Below are 17,728 nucleotides of genomic sequence, written 5' to 3'. Positions count from 1 at the left end.
CCGGACGCGGCGGGCCTACCGGAGGTGGGAGCAGGGTGAACGACTCGTCGTACGGTGGACGGACCGGGCCGCGGAAGGCCGCGCTGTTCGTCGACTTCGACAACATCTACCTGGGACTGCGTGACTTCGACGCGGAGGCGGCGGACGCCTTCGCCAGCCGCCCGGCCCAGTGGGTGAACTGGCTGGCGACGGCCGGCACGACCGGCACGGACCAGCCGGGCGGGGACCGAAGGTTCCTCGTCCGCAACGTCTATCTGAACCCGGTGGCCTTCGGGCGCTACCGGGCCGTCTTCACGCGCAGCGGGTTCCGCGCCATCGACTGCCCGCCCCTCACCACCCAGGGCAAGAACAGCGCCGACATCTCCATGGTGCTCGACATCATGGACGCGCTGGTGAACCCCACGCGCTACGACGAGTTCGTCATCCTGTCCGGGGACGCCGACTTCACCCCCGTGCTCCAGCGGCTCCGGGCACAGGACCGCTGGACGACGGCGGTGACGGCGGGGATGACCGCCGCGGCCCTCCGCGCCAACTGCGACACGCTCGTCACGCCTGAGCAACTGGCGGCGGCCGCGCTGGGAGTGCACGAGTCCGACGGGACGCCGCTCGGCTACGTCCCCGCCGCCTCGTTCGTGGCCCCGCGCACTCCTCAGGCCGCGCAGTCCTCGGGGGCGACCTCGGAGATTGGCGCGGCTTCGGGGGCCCCGGGTGCCCCGGAGACCTCGGCCGCCCCGGGGGCCGAGCCGGCCGTCGTACGGCCCAGAGCGCAGGGGCCGGCGCAGCCGGACGCCGACATCGCCGGAGTCGCCGAGGCCATCCGGAGCGCGGTCCGGGCCACCGACCAGCCGCTCCCCTCCGCCGCGGCGGCGGGGGCGGCCCTCCGCGTCGCCCCGGGGATCAAGGAGTCCAACTGGCACGGCACCGGCTCCTTCCGGGCCTTCCTGACGCTGCACCTCACCGATCTCCGCTACGAACCGACCGCACCCGGCTTCGTGCTCGACCCGGAGCGGCACTCGGCGGACGGCATCCTCGGGGACGAGCGGAACAGGATCGCCCCCCTGCTCCAGCAGGTGAGCACGGTGACCGGTGTGCCACCGCTGTCGTCGCAGGCGTACCGCGCGCTCTTCACCGCCCTCGCCGAGGACCTGCAGCGGAACCCCTTCGCCCTCTACCCGACCTCGAAGCGGGTGCGCGACCGGACGGAGGACCTGGGCACGCCGGTGCCCCGGGCCGCCGTCAACTACGTCATCCAGGGGCTCAAGTACACGGGGCAGCAGCTGACGCCCGCCGTCACCGCCGACGCGCTCGCCGAGGCGTGGGCGAACAACACGTGGGCGCTCGGGACCAACGCGCAGATGCAGCTGACCGAGGACGACCGCCGGACGATCCGGGGCTGGATCATCGGCACCGACACGGAGACCGCTGCCGGTGAGGAGACCGGCACGGGTGAGGGGGCCGGCACGGGTGAGGAGACCGGTACCGGCGAAAAGACCGGTACCGGCGTGACGGACGGCGAGGCGGAGGGCGCCGGCGCTCGCGTGGGGTGACGCCGTCCGCGCCGGTCATCCGTCGCCGAGGCCCAGGGCCCGGGCCAGATAGGGAGCGGTGCGGCTGCCGGCTGCCCTGGCCACCCGGGCCGGAGGGCCCTCGGCGACGATCCGGCCGCCGGCCCCGCCGCCGCCCGGGCCGAGGTCGATCACCCAGTCGGCCCCGGCCGCGACGTCCATGTCGTGCTCCACGACGACCACGGTGTGGCCGCCGTCGACCAGGCCGCGCAACTGGCGGACCAGGACCTCGGCATCGGCCGGGTGCAGCCCCGTGGTGGGCTCGTCGAGGACGTACAGGGTGTGCGCGCGGCGCGGGCGCTGGAGCTCGGAGGCGAGCTTGATGCGCTGGGCCTCGCCGCCGGACAGCTCGGTGGCGGGCTGGCCGAGCCGGAGATAGCCGAGGCCGACGTCGAGGAGGGTGGTGAGGCTGCGGGCGGCCGCGGGGACGTCCGCGAAGAAGTCCGCCGCCGACTCGACGGTCAGGTCGAGGACCTCGGAGATCGTCAGCCCGCGCAGCCGCACCTGGAGGGTCTCGGCGTTGTAGCGGGCTCCGTGGCAGTCCGGACAGGGCGCGTACGTGCTCGGCAGGAACAGCAGCTCCACGGAGACGGAGCCTTCGCCCTGGCAGGTCTCGCACCGGCCGCCGGGCACGTTGAAGGAGAAGCGCCCGACCCTGTAGCCCCGGGCACGGGCCTCCTCGGTCTCCGCGTAGAGCTTGCGCACCACGTCGAAGAGGCCGGTGTAGGTGGCCAGGTTGGAGCGCGGGGTGCGGCCGATGGGCTTCTGATCCACCGTCACCAGCCGTCCCACTCCCTCTCCTTCCTCGGAGAGCGCGCCGACGAGGGTGGACTTGCCGGAGCCGGAGACGCCGGTGACGGCGGTGAGGGCGCCGCGGGGGAAGGCCGCGTCGACGCCGTGCAGGTTGTGCCGGGTGACGGGTCCCGTGCGCAGCCACCCGTCGGGCACGAGGGGCGGCCGTTCGGGCACCGGCGCCGGGTCGAAGAGGAAGCGACGGGTGGCCGACTCCTCGACGTGCGCCAGGAGTTCGGGCGGCCCGCTGTGCAGGACCCGGCCGCCGTGATCGCCGGCGAGCGGGCCGACGTCCACGAGCCAGTCCGCGTGCCGGACGACGTCGAGGTGGTGCTCGACGACGAAGACCGAGTTGCCCGCCGCCTTCAGCCGGTCGAGGACCACGAGCAGGGCCTCGGTGTCGGCCGGGTGCAGGCCGGCGGACGGCTCGTCGAGTACGTACACGACGCCGAAGAGGCCGGACCGGAGCTGGGTGGCGAGCCGCAGCCGCTGGAGCTCGCCGGTGGACAGGGTGGGGGTGGCCCGGTCGAGACCGAGGTAGCCGAGGCCGAGTTCGGTGACGGTGGCGATCCGGGCGAGCAGGTCCTCGGCGAGGACACGGGCGGTCTCCGGGGCGCCCGGTGCTGCGGACGGGGCGAGCACTTCGGCCAGCGCGGTCAGCGGCAGGGCCGCCAGTTCGGCGATCGTCCGGCCGGCGAAGGTGACGGCCAGCGCCTCGGGCCGCAGCCGGGTGCCGCCGCACACCGGGCAGGGGGCGCTGGTGAGGAAGCGTTCCGCCTTGGCCCGCAGCGCGGGGCTCCTGGAGTCGGCGTAGGTGCGCAGGACGAGCCGGCGGGCCCCGGTGTACGTGCCCTGGTACGGGCGCTGGATCCGGCCGGCCTCCCGCACCGGGTGCACGGTGACGACGGGCCGCTCGTCGGTGAAGAGGATCCACTCCCGGTCCTTCGGGTCCAGCTCGCGCCAGGGCCGGTCGACGTCGTGGCCGAGGGCGGCGAGGACGTCCCTGAGGTTCTTGCCCTGCCAGGCGCCGGGCCAGGAGGCGACGGCGCCCTCGCGGATCGAAAGACCGGGGTCGGGGACGAGCAGTGCCTCGCTGGTGTCGTGGATCAGGCCGAGGCCGTGGCAGGACGGGCAGGCGCCTGCCGCCGTGTTGGGGGAGAAGGCGTCGGAGTCGAGACGGGGAGCCCCGGCCGGGTAGTCGCCGGCGCGCGAGTAGAGCATGCGCAGCGAGTTCGACAGGGTGGTGACCGTGCCGACGGAGGAACGGGCGCCCGGGGCGGCGCGCCGCTGTTCGAGGGAGACCGCCGGGGGCAGTCCGGTGATCTCCCCGACCTTCGGGGCGCCGATCTGGTGGATGAGCCGGCGGGCGTAGGGCGCGACGGACTCGAAGTAGCGGCGCTGGGCCTCCGCGTAGACCGTCCCGAAGGCGAGCGAGGACTTCCCCGAACCGGAGACGCCGGTGAAGACGGTGAGGGTGTCGCGGGGGATGTCGACGTCCACGCCCTTCAGATTGTGCTCGCGGGCACCGCGGACACGGACGAAGGGGTCATGGGAGGAGACGGGATCCAGCATTCGGAGATTTTATCCAATATCCGGTTCTGCGCCGGTCTGGTTCTGCGCCCGTCCGGTTCTCCGACGGTCCGGTTCTTCGCCGGTCCGGGGCGCGGCCGGTCCGGGCCCGGCCGCGCCCCGGGAGAACCTCCGAAGAAATCTTCCGCCGACCCCATCCGAAAGGGCCCGTCGAGCGGAATGTCGTGGTGAGAGGTCAACCGATCCACGGCCGAGGGGCCTCGGCATCCGGCCGGTGGGAGGAGAGCTCATGAACACCACGCGCAACCTGCGCCGTGTCCCCGCCGCCCTGGCCGCCGCGGCCCTGGCGTTCTCGCTCGGGGCCCTCGCGCCTCCGGCGTCCGCCGACGTCGTCGCCGCTCCCTTCGGTCCGGGCTGCGCCTCGGTCCCGAAGGAGGGCGAGGGCTCGGTCGCCGGAATGGCCGACGACCCGGTGGCGACCGCCGCCTCGAACAACCCCGAACTCTCGACCCTGGTCGCCGCCGTACAGAAGGCCGGCCTGGTCGACACCCTGAACGACGCGGAGGACATCACGGTCTTCGCGCCGACGAACGACGCCTTCGCCAAGATCCCGAAGGCCGATCTGGACAAGGTCCTCGCCGACAAGGCGACGCTCACCAAGATCCTCACCTACCACGTGGTGGACGAGCCGGTGGAGAAGGCGGACCTCGCCGACGGCTCGTTCAAGACCCTCCAGGGAGGCATGATCACCACGGACGGGTCGGGCGACACGTACAAGGTGAACGACTCCGCCTCCATCGTGTGCGGGGACGTGGAGACGTCCAATGCCACTGTGCACCTCATCGACACCGTGCTGATGCCGAAGTGAGGGACGTCAGGACAGGGACCCGGCCGCGGCCGGGTCCCTGCGCCGCATCCGTGAAAGGGAACACCACATGCCCAGGTCCGCACCGTCCGCGGCCCCGCTCTGTCTCGTCACCGGCGCCAGCGGCTACATCGGCGGCCGCCTGGTCCCGGAGCTGCTCGACGCCGGGTACCGCGTGCGCTGTCTCGCCCGCCACCCGGAGAAGCTCCGCGACTTCCCCTGGGCCGACCGGGTGGAGACCGTACGGGGTGACGTCACCGTCGCCGAGAGCCTCCGCGACGCGTTCGACGGCGTCGACGTCGCCTACTACCTCGTCCACTCCATGGGATCGACGTCCCGGTTCGAGGACGCCGACCGGCGCGCCGCCCGCGCCTTCGCCGCCGAGGCGGGCTCGGCGGCCGTGCGGCGCATCGTCTACCTGGGCGGTCTGACCCCGCGCGGGGTGCCGGAGGACGAGCTCTCGCCCCACCTGCGCTCCCGCACCGAGGTGGGGCGCGTCTTCCTCGACTCGGGCGTCCCCACCACCGTGCTGCGGGCCGCCGTCGTCATCGGCTCCGGCTCGGCCTCCTTCGAGATGCTCCGCTACCTCACCGAGCGGCTGCCCGTCATGGTCACCCCCAGCTGGGTCGGCACGCGGGTCCAGCCCATCGCCGTCCGCGACGTGCTCAGGTACCTGGTGGGGAGCGCCGGCATGCCCGCCGACGTCAACCGGGCCTTCGACGTCGGGGGCCCCGACGTGCTCACGTACCGGGACATGATGACGCGGTACGCCGAGGTCGGAGGACTCCGCAAGCGCCTCATCGTCCCCGTGCCCGTCCTCACCCCGAGGCTCTCCAGCCATTGGATCGGCCTCGTCACACCCGTGCCGGCGTCCCTGGCGCGCCCCCTCACCGAATCGCTCCGGCACGAGGTGGTCTGCGCCGAGCGCGACATCACCGCCCACGTCCCCGACGGCCCCGGCCGGCCCATCGGCTTCGACGAGGCGCTCAGGCTCGCCCTCCGCCGTGTCCGCGAGGCGCGGGTCACCACCCGCTGGTCCACCGCCTCACCGCCCGGCGCGCCGAGCGACCCGCTGCCGACCGACCCGGACTGGGCGGGCGGCAGCCTCTACACGGACGAGCGCTCCCGCACCGTCGACGCGAGTCCCGAGGCGCTGTGGCGCGTCATCGAGGGGGTCGGCGGCGAGAACGGCTGGTACTCCTTCCCGCTGGCCTGGGCCGTCCGCGGCTGGGCGGACCGCCTCGCCGGGGGAGTGGGGCTGCGACGCGGCCGCCGGGACAGGCAGCGGCTCAGGGTCGGTGACGCGCTCGACTTCTGGCGCGTCGAGGCGATCGACCGCGGACGCCTGCTGCGCCTCCGCGCCGAGATGCGACTGCCGGGCCTCGCCTGGCTGGAGATGTCCGTCGACCGGGACGCGCGGGGCCGGACCACGTACCGCCAGCGCGCCCTCTTCCACCCCCGTGGCCTGGCAGGGCAGGCGTACTGGTGGGGCGTCACGCCCTTCCACGCCGTGGTCTTCGGCGGCATGGCCAGGAACATCGCCAGGACGGCGGAGACGGAACGGAAGGGCCCGGCGGGCCCGGCGGGCGCGGCGGAGGCGGCGGACGTGGCACCGCGCCGCGGGTGACCTCCCGGTGGCAAGCGGCGTCGGGCACCATGCTTCAATATCTCTCGATCATTGAGATAGTTGATGAATGAGAAAGATTCGGGGAGTTCTTCATGTCCACACCCGCGCGATGGCTGAGCAGGCTGCTGCCACTGCTGGTGCTCGTCGTCTGGCTCGCCATCGGAGGAGGGCTCGGCCCCTACGCGGGGAAGCTCGGCGAGGTGGCCACCAACGACCAGGCCGCCTTCCTGCCCCGCAGCGCCGAGTCGACCCAGGTGCTCCAGGCCCAGGAGGCGTTCCGCCAGGAGGAGACCCTCCCCGCCCTGGTCGTCTGGACCACCGAGGGCGGCGGCCCCGTCGACCCCTCGGCGCAGGCGGCCGCCACCCAGGCCCTCGCCTCCCTCAAGGGCACCCCGGGAGTGGTCGGCGCACCGTCGCCGGCTCTCCCCTCCGAGGACGGCGAGGCCCTGCGCGGCATCGTCCAGCTCCGCCCCGACCTCGGTGAGGAGCTGCCCGCGACCCTGGAGCGCGTCGAATCCGCCGTCTCCGACGTGCCGGGGACGGAGACCTGGCTGGCGGGCCCCGCGGCGACCCAGGCCGACCTCGGCGACGCGTTCGCGGGCATCGACGGCCTGCTGCTGATGGTCGCCCTGGTCACGGTCCTGGTGATCCTGCTCCTGGTCTACCGGAGCGTCCTGCTCCCGCTGCTGATCATCCTCGGCGCCGTCTTCGCCCTCGGCCTGGCCTGCGCCGTCGTCTACGTCCTCGCCGACCACGACATCGTCCGGGTCGACGGCCAGGTCCAGGGCATCCTGTCGATCCTGGTCATCGGAGCGGCCACCGACTACGCCCTGCTGCTCGCCGCCCGCTACCGGGAGGAGCTGGCCGCCCGCGAGGGCGCGCGGGTGCCCGCCATGCGCGCCGCCCTCAAGCAGTCCTTCGGGCCGATCGTGGCCAGCGCCGCCACCGTCGCCCTCGGCCTGCTCGCGCTGCTCTTCAGCGACCTCACCAACAACCGCGCACTCGGCCCCGTCGGAGCCATCGGCATCGTCTGCGCCGTCCTGAGCGCGGTGACGTTCCTCCCCGCCGTCCTGGTGCTGCTCGGCCGCGCCGCGTACTGGCCCGCACGGCCGAAGGCCACGCCCGACGGCGAGGCGGCCCACCCGGTCTGGCGGAAGATCGCCGCCCTCGTCGACCGCGCGCCGCGCAAGGTCTGGGCCGGCTCCCTCGCCGCCCTGCTGGCCTGCGCCGCCTTCTCCTTCACGCTCGACTCCAAGGGCGTCCCCTTCGACGAGATCTTCGTCAAGGACGCCCCCTCCGTGGCCGCACAGGAGCGGCTGAGCGAGCACTTCCCCGGCGGCGCGGGCAACCCGGCCGTCGTCATCGCCGACGCCGACGCCGCGGAGCGGGTGCGGACGGCCGCCGAGGGCGTCGACGGCGTCGACTCGGCGACCCTCTTCGCGACCCCCGGCACCTCGCGGCCGCTCGTCGCCGACGGGCGCGTCCGGATCGACGTCACCCTCACGGACGCCGCGGACTCCGACCCCGCCAAGGACACCGTCGCGGCCCTGCGCACCACCCTGCACACGGTCCCCGGCGCCGACGCCCTCGTCGGCGGCTCCACCGCCCAGCAGTACGACACCCAGGTCACCGCCGAGCGGGACCGCAAGCTCATCGTGCCCGTCGTGCTCGTCATCATCCTGGTCATCCTGGTCGGCCTGCTGCGCTCGCTGCTGCTGCCCGTCCTCCTGGTGGCGACGGTGGCCCTCAACTTCCTCGCCACCCTGGGCGTCTCCGCCCTGGTCTTCGAGCACGTCTTCGGCTTCACCGGCACCGACGCCGCCGTGCCCCTGTACGGCTTCGTCTTCCTGGTCGCCCTCGGCGTCGACTACAACATCTTCCTGATGTCGCGGGTGCGCGAGGAGACGGAACTGCACGGCACCCGCGAGGGTCTGCGCCGGGGCCTGGTCGCCACCGGCGGGGTCATCACCTCCGCCGGCGTCGTCCTCGCCGCCACCTTCGCGGCGCTGGGCGTGATCCCGCTGGCGTTCCTCGTCCAGATCGCCTTCATCGTCGCCTTCGGCGTCCTGCTCGACACCCTCGTGGTCCGCTCGCTCCTGGTGCCCGCGCTCGTCCGCGACATCGGCGCCCGGGTCTGGTGGCCCGGCGCCCTGCGCCACCGGCCCTGAAACCCGCGGGCGGCCGGCCGGGTGACCGGCCGCCCCGGGTTCCCCCGGACCGTCGCGCATCCGGCGCGCCCCAGAAGGCGGAACCGCGGATGCAGGAGTACCGTCCGGGTGCCCCGGAACGGCGTCGTGCGTACGTGACCGGGGCCGAGCAGGGAGAGAGCGCGATGACCGTCGCCGTCGTTCTGTACACCTCCGACCTCAGGGTCCACGACCATCCACCGCTCAGGGCAGCCGCCCAGGGAGCGGAGGAGGTGGTCCCGGTCTTCGTCCGCGACCCGGCCGTCGACCGCACCGGATTCGCCGCCCCGAACCGGCTCGCCTTCCTCGCGGACTGCCTGGAGGACCTCGACCGGGCGCTGAAGGAGCGCGGCGGCCGCCTGGTGGTCCGGGACGGGGACACGGTGACCGAAGTACGCGAACTGGTGCGCAGGACGGAGGCCGACGAGGTCCACATGGCGGCCGGTGTGACGGCCTTCGCCCGGCGGCGGGAGGCCCGGCTGCGCGAGGCGCTGGAGGAGGACGGCCGCCGCCTGTACGTGCACGACGGCGTGGTCACCGTCGTCCCGCCCGGCGACGTCCTGCCGCAGGGATCGGACCACTTCGCCGTCTTCACGCCCTACCACCGGCGCTGGGCCGCCCAGCCGCTCCGGAACCCCTTCGCCGCCCCGAGGAGTCTCAGCGTCCCCTCGGACGTGCGCTCCGAGCGCGTCCCCCGGCGCTCCGACGTCGCGGACGTCTCGCCGGCCCTTCCCGCGGGAGGCGAGAGCGAGGGCCGCAAGCGGCTCGGATCGTGGCTGACGGCCCACCTCGACCCGTACGAGGATCGCCACGACGACCTGGCGGGCGACGTCACCTCCCGTCTCTCGCCCTACCTCCACTTCGGCGCCCTCTCCGCCACCGAGGCGGTGCACCGGGCGGCCAAGCGGGGCGGGGCGGGCGCCGACGCGTTCGTACGGCAGCTCTGCTGGCGCGACTTCCACCACCAGGTGCTGGCCGCGCGTCCCGAGGCGTCCGGGGCCGACTACCGCTCCCGGCCGGGGCGCTGGCGGGAGGGGCCGGACGCCGAGGCGGACCTCGCCGCCTGGCGGGAGGGCCGCACGGGCTACCCCGTCGTCGACGCCGCCATGCGCCAACTCGCCCACGAAGGGTGGATGCACAACCGGGGCCGGCTGATCACGGCCTCGTTCCTGTCGAAGACGCTCTGCGTCGACTGGCGCGAAGGGGCGCGCCACTTCCTCGGCCTTCTGGTGGACGGCGACGTCGCCAACAACCAGCTCAACTGGCAGTGGGTGGCGGGCACCGGCACGGACACCCGCCCCAACCGCGTCCTCAACCCCGTGGCGCAGGCCAAGCGGTACGACCCCGACGGCGCGTACGTACGCCGCTGGGTCCCGGAACTCGCGGGCCTGGACGGGGCGGCCGTCCACGAGCCCTGGCGGCTCACCGGCCTCGACCGGGCCGCCTACGACTACCCGGACCCGCTGGTCGAGCTGCCCGAGGGGCTGGAGCGCTTCCGGCGGCTCCGGGGCTCCGCCGCCTGAGCCGCGCGTTTATCGATGCGGAAACGATGCGAGTTGTGACGGGGGGTGCGTCGGCCGGACCGTGAAGTGGTACGGGGTCGCTCAGGTCCCGGAGCCGCCGCTCCCGCAGCGACGGCGGCACACCCGGTGGACACGCGCGCCACCGCACGGAGGAGGAAGCGCCATGAACGCACACCGGACGACCGCGGGGCTCACGGCCCCCTCCGTCCCCTCCGCCCCCGTCGCCACCGTCCCCACGCACCCCGGCGCCGTCCCCGGCGTCCCCTCCGCGGTCTCCCCGGCCGACGACGACTGGCTCGCCCGCGGCCTCGTCGGAGGCGACGAGCAGTGTCTGGCCGCTGCCTACCGGCGCTGGGGCCGCTTGGTCCACACCCTGGCGGCCCGTGCGCTGGGCGACCCCCGCGAGGCGGAAGACGTCACCCAGCAGGTGTTCGTCGCCGCCTGGCGGGGCCGGGCCAACTTCCGCCCCGAGCGGGGTTCCCTGCCCGCGTGGCTCACCGGCATCACCCGGCGCAAGATCGCCGACGCCCTGACCGCCCGCACCCGCCGCACCGAGCTCGCGGCGACCCTCGGCGCCTCCCTGGAGCACGAGGACCGGGCGGACGAGGGGCCCGAGCGGGTCCTCGACCGGATGCTCGTCACCGAGGAGCTGTCCAGGCTGCCCCGCGTCCAGCGCGACGTCCTCGAACTCGCCTACTTCGCCGACCTCACCCAGACCCAGATCGCCGATCGCACCGGCATGCCGCTCGGCACGGTCAAGAGCCACGCCCGCCGCGGCCTCCAGCGCATGCGGCACAGCCTCGAACTCGCGGGCGCCGGCGCCCCGGCCGCCCGCTGACCCGACCGGCCCCGCAGCACGTGCGTCAGGCTCCGGGACCGCCCGCTGACCCGGCCGGCCCGCAGCACGTGCGTCAGGCTCCGGGACCGGCCGCGTGGTCCGCGTACAGCCGGGAGACGAGGCCGATCGCCTCGCGCAGACCGGAGGGCCGCACCATGCCGGGAGCCGGTGTCCGGCCGAGCCAGCCGGGGCCCGCGAGCATCACGAGCGGAGTCCTGCGCGCGCCCCGCACGCCGAACGCCGTCGCCGCCACGTGCCGTGCGAGGGCGTGGTCGGCGGTGGACCGCGCCTGGGACCAGAGGGCGACGGCGGCGGGGCCGGACCGCCGGACCGCGGCGTCCAGGGCCTCCGCCGGCACGGCCGCGCCGAACATCCGGATCGGCAGGCCCTGCTCGGCGAGACCGGCGGTCAGCGCCTCCAGCGGCAGGGTGTGCTGCTCGGCCGGGACGCAGGCGAGGACCACCGGGGGGCCCGGGGAGGGTTCGGCGGAACCGGTCACGGTGGCCCGCCGCAGCGCGGTGGAGATGTGCCAGGAGAGCAGGTGCTCCACCTCGACGTACCGGTCGTCGGACGACTCCCACTTCCGGCCCACCGCGTGCAGCGTCGGCGCCATGACGTCCTCCCAGGCGGTGACGAGCCCGTACCGTTCGAGGACCTCCTGGAGCATCCCCTCCACCGCCGGTCCGTCGAGGCGCACCGCGGCGCGCGCGAGTCCGCGGCACTCCTGCCGCACGGCGCCCAGCGGCAGCCCGCTGCCCGCCGCCGCCCGCCCCGGGGCCGGGGCGTCGTCCCTGACCGCCACCCCCGTGGTCCGTGTCCGGAGCGCGGCCCGCGCGGCTTCGGCCGGCGGGACGCCCGAGGCCGTGAGACGGCACATCTCCTCCAGCATCGCCACGTCCCCGGGACCCCACCGCCGGTGGTGCCCGTCCGGGCGGGCGGCGGGACCGATCCCGTAACGCCGGTCCCAGGAGCGCACGGTCGTCGGGGAGACCCCGAGACGCCGCGCCAGGGAGCCGGTGGTGATCCCGTGTGAACCGTCGGACATACCGCCACCCTACGTCGCGAGAGCGGTGCGCGAACGATGCGAGAAGGGCGCGGGCCGGTCCGTCGTCGCGAGGGTCCGCTCACCCGTGCGGCGGCCCGCCGACGCCGAACGCTGCCGTTCGCGTCAACATCAGGCTGATTCCATTCGAAAACCCTCGTACGGCACGGGTGTTGCGTCACGCGGTTCACATGGGCGCATTACTCTTCGTTGACCCACGCTTGGGCTTGCTTTGGTGAATCCCGATGATGATGCGACCGGAGGATCAGGGAGGAGAGCGTCCACGATGCCGTCCGTCCGTACGCCCCCGGCCCTGCGCGCGGTCCTCCTGCTCCTCCTCGCCCTGGTCTGCGGCACCTGCGCCCTCTCCGCCCCCACAGGGCCCACTCCGACGGGGGCCGCGCCCCCGCTCCAGCAGCCCCGGGTCCAGCAGGCCGCGCCGGCCGCGGCGCACGAGCCCGGGCACGCCGGGGGAGGCGAGGCCGACGCCCCCCGGGGCTCCGTCCTCCACGGCGACCGGCGGAGGGCGGTGCCCGCCCCCACCGGCGCCCCGGGCCCGCAGCCCCTCGTCACCCGCACCGCCACGCCGTTCGCCGACCGGGGGACCGGCCGCACGGACGGATCCGACTCCCGCCCCAGACCGCTCGCCGGCCACGACCCCTCCGCCCTCCAGGTCTTCCTCTGCTGACCGGCGCCGCCACCCCGCGCCGACCTGTCAGCCCGACGCGCCCCCACGCGCGCCAGGAGGAAACCTTCATGCAGCCCCTCATCGACACCGCCCGCCGATCCGGACAGCGCCCTGAGGAGTCAGCCCAGGATCCAGCCGTACGCGAGCACCGCACCGGACCCGACGCCCCCGGGGCACCGTGATGAACGACCTCCGGACGCCCCGCTCCCACCCCTTCCTGAGGCAGGACCTCGCCGCCTCGCTCGTCGTCTTCCTCGTCGCCCTCCCGCTCTGCATCGGTGTCGCCGTCGCCTCCGGCGTCCCCGCCGAACTCGGCCTCATCACCGGCATCGTCGGCGGCATCGTCACCGGACTCATGCGGGGCAGCAGCCTCCAGGTCTCCGGCCCGGCCGCCGGGCTCACCGTGCTCGTCCTGGAGGCGGTCCGCGCCTTCGGCCTCCCCGCGCTCGGCGTGATCGTGCTGGCGGCCGGCGTCCTGCAGATCGTCATGGGGCTGCTCCGCTGGGGCCGCTGGTTCCGCGCGATCTCCCTCTCCGTCGTCGAGGGGATGCTCGCGGGCATCGGCCTGGTCATCATCGCCGGGCAGCTCTACGCCGCGGCGGGCCTGACGGCCCCGGCCTCCGGCCTCGACAAGCTCGTCGGCCTCCCGGGCGCCCTGGTCGAAGCGCTCGGCAGCCGTACGGCCCTCGTGTCGCTCGCCCTCGGGGCCGGCACCGTCCTCGTCGTCGTCGGCTGGCGGCGGATGCCGCGCCGGGCCCGCGCGGTGCCCGGCGCCCTGGTGGCGGTGCTCCTCGCCGCCCTGGCGACCGCCGCGTTCGGCCTCCCGGTGGAGACCGTGCGGGTCAGCGGAGTGCTGGAGGCCGTCCACCTGCCGGGAGCCGAGGCCCTCTCCTCCCTCGCCGACCCGGCCCTCCTCGGCACGATCCTCGCGTTCGCCCTGATCGCCTCGGCCGAGTCGCTGTTCAGCGCGGCGGCGGTCGACCGGCTCCACTCGGGACCCCGCACCGACTACGACAAGGAACTCCTCGCCCAGGGCACCGGAAACGCCCTGTGCGGCCTGCTCGGCGCGCTGCCGCTCACGGCGGTCATCGTGCGCAGTTCGGCCAACGTCGAGGCCGGCGCCCGGACGAAGGCGTCCCGGGTCCTCCACGGCGTCTGGCTGCTGCTCTTCGTCGCCCTGCTGCCGGCCGTCCTCGCGTACATCCCGCTGGCGGCACTGGCCGGGATCCTCGTGCACGCGGGCTGGAAGCTCATCCCGTTCAAGGGGATCGTGACGCTCTGGAGCCGTCACCGGGGCGAAGCCCTCGTCCTGGTGGCGACGGCGACGGCGATCGTCGTGGTCGGCATGTTCGAGGGCGTCCTGATCGGTCTCGTCCTGTCGGTGGCCAAGGCCGCCTGGGAGGCGTCGCACCTGCGGATCGAGCACAGTGACGACGGGCGCGACGCGGTGCGCGTACGACTCCAGGGGACGATCACCTTCCTGAGGCTGCCGCAGATACTCGACAGCCTCGAAGCCCTGCCCAGCGACCGCCGCGTGGTGCTCGACCTCTCCGGGATCCACCACCTCGACCACGCCTGCCGGGCGGCGCTGGAGACCTGGGCGGAACGGCACGGCGACGCCGACGCCGAGGCCGTCCGTGCCGGGACGGGCCCGGACAGGCACGAGAACGCGGCCCCCGGCCCCGGCCGGTGAGCCCGCGGGGGACGACGGCGAGCGCGTGCCCGTAGTCCCCCGCCCCACCGGGCACGGCCGCACCACGGCGCACGGCCCGCGGTCGCCCACCCGGTGGTGCGCGGCCCGCGGGCAACGCCGCCGTGGTGCACGGGCCGCGGGCAACTCCGCCGTGGTGCACGGCTCCCAGGCTTCGCGCCTGCTCAGGGTCCGTCGGAGACCCGCTCGGGCTCGCCCCAGCCCCGCAGTCGGTCCGGGCCGGGCACCGTGCCGGTCAGCCGGACCCGGCCTTCCGCGTCCGTGCGGACGGCCAGGGTCTGTCCCCGCGCGGTGGCGGAGACGGGTCCCTGGGCGGTGATCGCGGTCAGGGCCCGGCTGCCGGCGGCGAGGTAGTACCGCGCCCCCGACGGCGCCGTCCAGTACGTCCCCGCCAGCAGGTGCTGACCGAAGCGGCTGCACGCCGCGGTGTCCGCCGGCGGCGGGCCAGCCGCCGGTACCGGCGCCGTGCGGCCGTCCTGCCGCTCCCACGCCACCTGCACGCGGGCGCGTCCGTCCCAGCCCTCCGCACGCGTGCAGGTCCAGGTGGCGCGTCCCGCCCGCTCCGGCAGGGCCTGCTGGGCGAACTCCCACCGGTTCACGGCGCGTACGCCGGTGCCCCGAAGCTCCGGCAGGGCGCAGGCCGAACGGGCCCAGGCGGCGAGGCCCGCGGCCGACGTGGCCTCCCGCGGCTGGCGCGCGGGAGCTCCGGTCCCCGGCGGCGGAGTCCACGTCAGGTGCGCGGCGAAGGGCTCCCCGAGGTCGGCGAGCAGGAACGAATGGTCCTCGACGATCCTGGTCGACGAACGCACCTGGAGCGCGGGAACGGCGCGGCAGTCTCCCGGCGCCTGCGGCACGGGGTCGGTGACGCCGTCCCGGGAGACGCCCAGGGGCCGGGCGGGCACCTCGGGCCGGCGGAGGTCGCGCACCGCGCTCTCGTCGATCCAGGGGGCGAGCAGGAACCGCGCTCCGAGCGGTGTCCTGCTCACCGCCACGGCCGCGCCGCTGGTCACGTCCGCGTCGTCCGCCCGGGCCAGTTCGAGGACCGCCGCACCCCGGCCGCCGAGCGGCTCGGCGTACCGGACGAGCCGGCCGCCGTCGTTCAGGAGGACGACCGCGGAGTCGTCGACCGGGCCGGCGAAGAGCAGCCGGGCCGGCGCGACGGGCGGGGTCGTCGGCGTCCCCGGCGTGGCGGTGACCCGGATGCCCGTACGGTCCCCGGAGCCGCGCGCCCAGGCGTCGAGGGCGCGGGACAGCAGCGCCGTGTCCCCGGTCCCGGCCCCGCGCGCGGGCCACACGGTCAGATCGACGCGCGCGGTGTCGGCCCACAGCTCGGTGGGGGTACGGAGCAGGAGCGCGGGGTCGGCCGCGCGGGCGGACGCCACGGTGAGCGGCGTGACGGGCGGCTCGGCCGGACGAGGCGCGGGCCGCGGGGCGAGCACGACGGCCGTGGTCGCGGCGAGCAGCAGGGTGGCGGCGAGGGCGGCCACGCGGCCGCGGTGTCGGCGGCGCAGCAGGTCCGTCGGGCGCGCCTGGACGGTGCACGGGTCGAACTCGACGCCGTGCAGGAGCGATTCGGCGTCGGCGCCGAGCGTGGTGCGGAGGTCTTCGGCGGCCCGGAGGGCCTCCTCCGGCCGGCGCGCGCCCGCGGCGGCGAGGACGAGGACGGCGGGTTCGGCGGCGAGCCCTTCGAGGACGCGGAGGGCGAAGGCGGCCCGTACCTCGGGAGCCACCTCGGCCAGCGCGGCCTCCAGCGCCGTCTCGTCGTCGCCGCCGGCCCGGGGGAAGACCCTCAGTCCGAGGACGGCGGGGAGCGGGGTACGTCCGAGGGACCACCCGGGGCGGGCGGCCGCCCGCAGCGCGGCGGACACGACGCGTTCCCGCAGCCAGGAGAGGACCGGACCCTGCTCGCCGCGCGGCGCGGGCACGCGCGGGCGCGGGCGCGACGGGCCGGCCGCCGCGAGGGACCTCTGCACGACGGCGTGCGCGGCGAGCACGCGGCGGTGCCGGCCGAGGGCGGGCGGGAGGATCAGGTGGGCGAGCCTGACGAGCCGCGGATAGTGCTCGACGAGCGCCGCCTCGGCGTCGCTCCGGCCGGGGCGAGGGGGTGCGGCGGGGGGTATTCCGCTGCCGGGCAAGGTGTCGTACGACTGCATGACTGTGCCAACGAGGGGTCCGCGCATCGGTCACCTCGGACGGGTGCGCTGGGGGTCCCTCCCGGCGGATCCGGCGCATCCGGCACGACCGCCGCGCGCGGGCGCCGCCACGCGCGCGTGGCGGGAGCGGCCGGCGGGGGCGGCGAGTTGGTGGGGTCGGAGGGGGTGGGGGAGTCCAAGGGGCCTGCGGGGGCGAGGGTCGGCGACCTGCCGTCGTCGGTGCCGTGGGCCTGTCTGCGCCCGAGCCTTGGTCGGTTCGGTCGGCGCGGTCGGTCCGACCGAGCCCGGTCGGTTCGACGGCCCCGGTCGGTTCGACGGGTTCGACGGGCTCGGCGGTGGCGACCCGCGGCGGCGGCCACATGGGCCGCCCCGCAGTATCAGGCTCCGATGCTGGCCGGCCGCGTCGGGCCCGATGCACGTCCCCGGTGTTGTCGGTGGGCGCTCCTAGGCTGGTCGTGTGACTCGTGACACCCGGCCGCTGGCCGTCTTCGACCTCGACAACACCCTCGCCGGGACCGCCCACCGGCAGCACTTCCTGGAGGGCAAGCCCCGGGACTGGGACGGCTTCTTCGCGGCGGCGCCGGACGACCCGCCGCTGGCGCAGGGCGTGGAGCTCTGCCGTTCGGCGGCCGAGGAGTGCCAGGTGGTGTACCTGACCGGGCGTCCGGAGCGCTGCCGGCGGGACACCCTGGACTGGCTGGCCGCCCAGGGGCTCCCCGAGGGGCCGGTCCACATGCGCCGGCACCGCGACTTCCGGCCCGCCCGGGTCACCAAGGTGGAGATCCTGCGGCGGCTCGGCGCGGACCGGGAGGTCCGGATGCTGGTCGACGACGACGCGCTCGTCTGCGACGCGGCCGAGGCCGCGGGCTTCCCGGTGGTCCGCGCCGACTGGGCGTCCTCCTCGGAGGCGCTGCGGGAGGCCCAGGAGCGCGAGGGCAGGACCTGAGCCGCCGCCACACGCGTGTGGCGGCGGGCCGACGCGGGGTCAGGCGCCCTCGTCCAGCCTGAAGCCGACCTTCAGCCCGACCTGGTAGTGCTCGATCTGCCCGTCGACCAGATGGCCGCGCACCTGCGTGACCTCGAACCAGTCGAGGCCGCGCAGCGTCTGTGAGGCGCGCGTGATGCCGTTGCGGATGGCCTGGTCGACGCCCTCGGTGGAGGTGCCGACGATCTCGGTGACGCGGTACGTGTGGTTCGACATGGAGCGG

General features: G+C 75.1%; 13 protein-coding genes. 9 read left to right on the top strand and 4 right to left on the bottom strand.

The window, feature by feature from the left end; translation table 11 throughout:
- The first annotated feature begins 35 nt into the window (after positions 1–35).
- Complete coding sequence (locus ACFYT9_RS26020; protein WP_389167751.1) at positions 36–1,547, top strand: NYN domain-containing protein; 1,512 nt, start codon at positions 36–38, stop codon at positions 1,545–1,547.
- A gap of 15 nt (positions 1,548–1,562) precedes the next feature.
- Here ACFYT9_RS26020 and ACFYT9_RS26015 read toward each other — a convergent pair whose 3' ends face one another.
- Positions 1,563–3,929, bottom strand: coding sequence for an ATP-binding cassette domain-containing protein (locus tag ACFYT9_RS26015; RefSeq protein WP_389167750.1), 2,367 nt, complete (start codon positions 3,927–3,929; stop codon positions 1,563–1,565).
- Between the two features lie 247 nt (positions 3,930–4,176).
- Here ACFYT9_RS26015 and ACFYT9_RS26010 point away from each other — a divergent pair, with 247 nt between their 5' ends.
- From ACFYT9_RS26010 to ACFYT9_RS25990, 5 genes are all read left to right on the top strand, one after another.
- Entirely contained in the window at positions 4,177–4,755 is a 579-nt protein-coding gene (locus ACFYT9_RS26010) for a fasciclin domain-containing protein (protein ID WP_389167747.1), read from the top strand.
- A gap of 67 nt (positions 4,756–4,822) precedes the next feature.
- On the top strand, positions 4,823–6,379 hold the full coding sequence (locus tag ACFYT9_RS26005; protein WP_389167745.1) for an SDR family oxidoreductase: 1,557 nt from the start codon (positions 4,823–4,825) through the stop codon (positions 6,377–6,379).
- Positions 6,380–6,471: 92 nt separating this feature from the next.
- Positions 6,472–8,547 (top strand): MMPL family transporter, encoded by a 2,076-nt coding sequence (locus tag ACFYT9_RS26000; RefSeq protein WP_389167742.1) that lies wholly within the window; start codon positions 6,472–6,474, stop codon positions 8,545–8,547.
- Between the two features lie 164 nt (positions 8,548–8,711).
- Positions 8,712–10,088, top strand: coding sequence for a cryptochrome/photolyase family protein (locus ACFYT9_RS25995; RefSeq protein WP_389167739.1), 1,377 nt, complete (start codon positions 8,712–8,714; stop codon positions 10,086–10,088).
- A gap of 163 nt (positions 10,089–10,251) precedes the next feature.
- The gene (locus ACFYT9_RS25990; RefSeq protein ID WP_389167737.1) at positions 10,252–10,926 is read left to right on the top strand and encodes a sigma-70 family RNA polymerase sigma factor; all 675 of its coding nucleotides are present in this window, start codon (positions 10,252–10,254) and stop codon (positions 10,924–10,926) included.
- A gap of 73 nt (positions 10,927–10,999) precedes the next feature.
- Here the strand turns inward: ACFYT9_RS25990 and ACFYT9_RS25985 are convergent, their stop codons facing one another.
- Positions 11,000–11,971: a MerR family transcriptional regulator gene (locus ACFYT9_RS25985; RefSeq protein ID WP_389167734.1), complete on the bottom strand. Its 972-nt coding sequence runs from the start codon at positions 11,969–11,971 to the stop codon at positions 11,000–11,002.
- 283 nt (positions 11,972–12,254) lie between these two features.
- Between ACFYT9_RS25985 and ACFYT9_RS25980 the strand changes: the two genes are divergently transcribed.
- Complete coding sequence (locus ACFYT9_RS25980) at positions 12,255–12,656, top strand: hypothetical protein (RefSeq protein WP_389167733.1); 402 nt, start codon at positions 12,255–12,257, stop codon at positions 12,654–12,656.
- 181 nt (positions 12,657–12,837) lie between these two features.
- Entirely contained in the window at positions 12,838–14,349 is a 1,512-nt protein-coding gene (locus tag ACFYT9_RS25975; protein ID WP_389167730.1) for a SulP family inorganic anion transporter, read from the top strand.
- A 182-nt stretch (positions 14,350–14,531) separates the two neighbouring features.
- On the opposite strand, the gene ACFYT9_RS25970 is transcribed toward ACFYT9_RS25975, so the two are convergent.
- Positions 14,532–16,520: a hypothetical protein gene (locus tag ACFYT9_RS25970; protein WP_389167919.1), complete on the bottom strand. Its 1,989-nt coding sequence runs from the start codon at positions 16,518–16,520 to the stop codon at positions 14,532–14,534.
- Positions 16,521–16,977: 457 nt separating this feature from the next.
- Here ACFYT9_RS25970 and ACFYT9_RS25965 point away from each other — a divergent pair, with 457 nt between their 5' ends.
- Positions 16,978–17,466: a hypothetical protein gene (locus tag ACFYT9_RS25965; RefSeq protein ID WP_389167728.1), complete on the top strand. Its 489-nt coding sequence runs from the start codon at positions 16,978–16,980 to the stop codon at positions 17,464–17,466.
- A gap of 39 nt (positions 17,467–17,505) precedes the next feature.
- Here ACFYT9_RS25965 and ACFYT9_RS25960 read toward each other — a convergent pair whose 3' ends face one another.
- On the bottom strand, positions 17,506–17,721 hold the full coding sequence (locus ACFYT9_RS25960; protein WP_376602141.1) for a dodecin: 216 nt from the start codon (positions 17,719–17,721) through the stop codon (positions 17,506–17,508).
- Positions 17,722–17,728 lie beyond the last annotated feature (7 nt).

It is taken from the genome of Streptomyces sp. NPDC004435, assembly GCF_042873895.1.
Classification (GTDB): Bacteria; Actinomycetota; Actinomycetes; order Streptomycetales; family Streptomycetaceae; genus Streptomyces.
The sequence above is the reverse complement of the archived record's forward strand: the minus strand, read 5'-3'. Positions and strand labels throughout refer to the sequence as shown.

What these genes read in the sequence shown, in the direction of transcription:
- ACFYT9_RS26005 (WP_389167745.1), top strand. Translation starts at nt 4,823, where the DNA reads ATGCCCAGGTCCGCACCGTCCGCGGCCCCGCTCTGTCTCGTCACCGGC.
- ACFYT9_RS25985 (WP_389167734.1), bottom strand. Translation starts at nt 11,971, where the DNA reads ATGTCCGACGGTTCACACGGGATCACCACCGGCTCCCTGGCGCGGCGT.
- ACFYT9_RS26000 (WP_389167742.1), top strand. Translation starts at nt 6,472, where the DNA reads ATGTCCACACCCGCGCGATGGCTGAGCAGGCTGCTGCCACTGCTGGTG.
- ACFYT9_RS25995 (WP_389167739.1), top strand. Translation starts at nt 8,712, where the DNA reads ATGACCGTCGCCGTCGTTCTGTACACCTCCGACCTCAGGGTCCACGAC.
- ACFYT9_RS25980 (WP_389167733.1), top strand. Translation starts at nt 12,255, where the DNA reads ATGCCGTCCGTCCGTACGCCCCCGGCCCTGCGCGCGGTCCTCCTGCTC.
- ACFYT9_RS26010 (WP_389167747.1), top strand. Translation starts at nt 4,177, where the DNA reads ATGAACACCACGCGCAACCTGCGCCGTGTCCCCGCCGCCCTGGCCGCC.
- ACFYT9_RS25975 (WP_389167730.1), top strand. Translation starts at nt 12,838, where the DNA reads ATGAACGACCTCCGGACGCCCCGCTCCCACCCCTTCCTGAGGCAGGAC.
- ACFYT9_RS26015 (WP_389167750.1), bottom strand. Translation starts at nt 3,929, where the DNA reads ATGCTGGATCCCGTCTCCTCCCATGACCCCTTCGTCCGTGTCCGCGGT.
- ACFYT9_RS25990 (WP_389167737.1), top strand. Translation starts at nt 10,252, where the DNA reads ATGAACGCACACCGGACGACCGCGGGGCTCACGGCCCCCTCCGTCCCC.
- ACFYT9_RS25970 (WP_389167919.1), bottom strand. Translation starts at nt 16,520, where the DNA reads ATGCAGTCGTACGACACCTTGCCCGGCAGCGGAATACCCCCCGCCGCA.
- ACFYT9_RS25960 (WP_376602141.1), bottom strand. Translation starts at nt 17,721, where the DNA reads ATGTCGAACCACACGTACCGCGTCACCGAGATCGTCGGCACCTCCACC.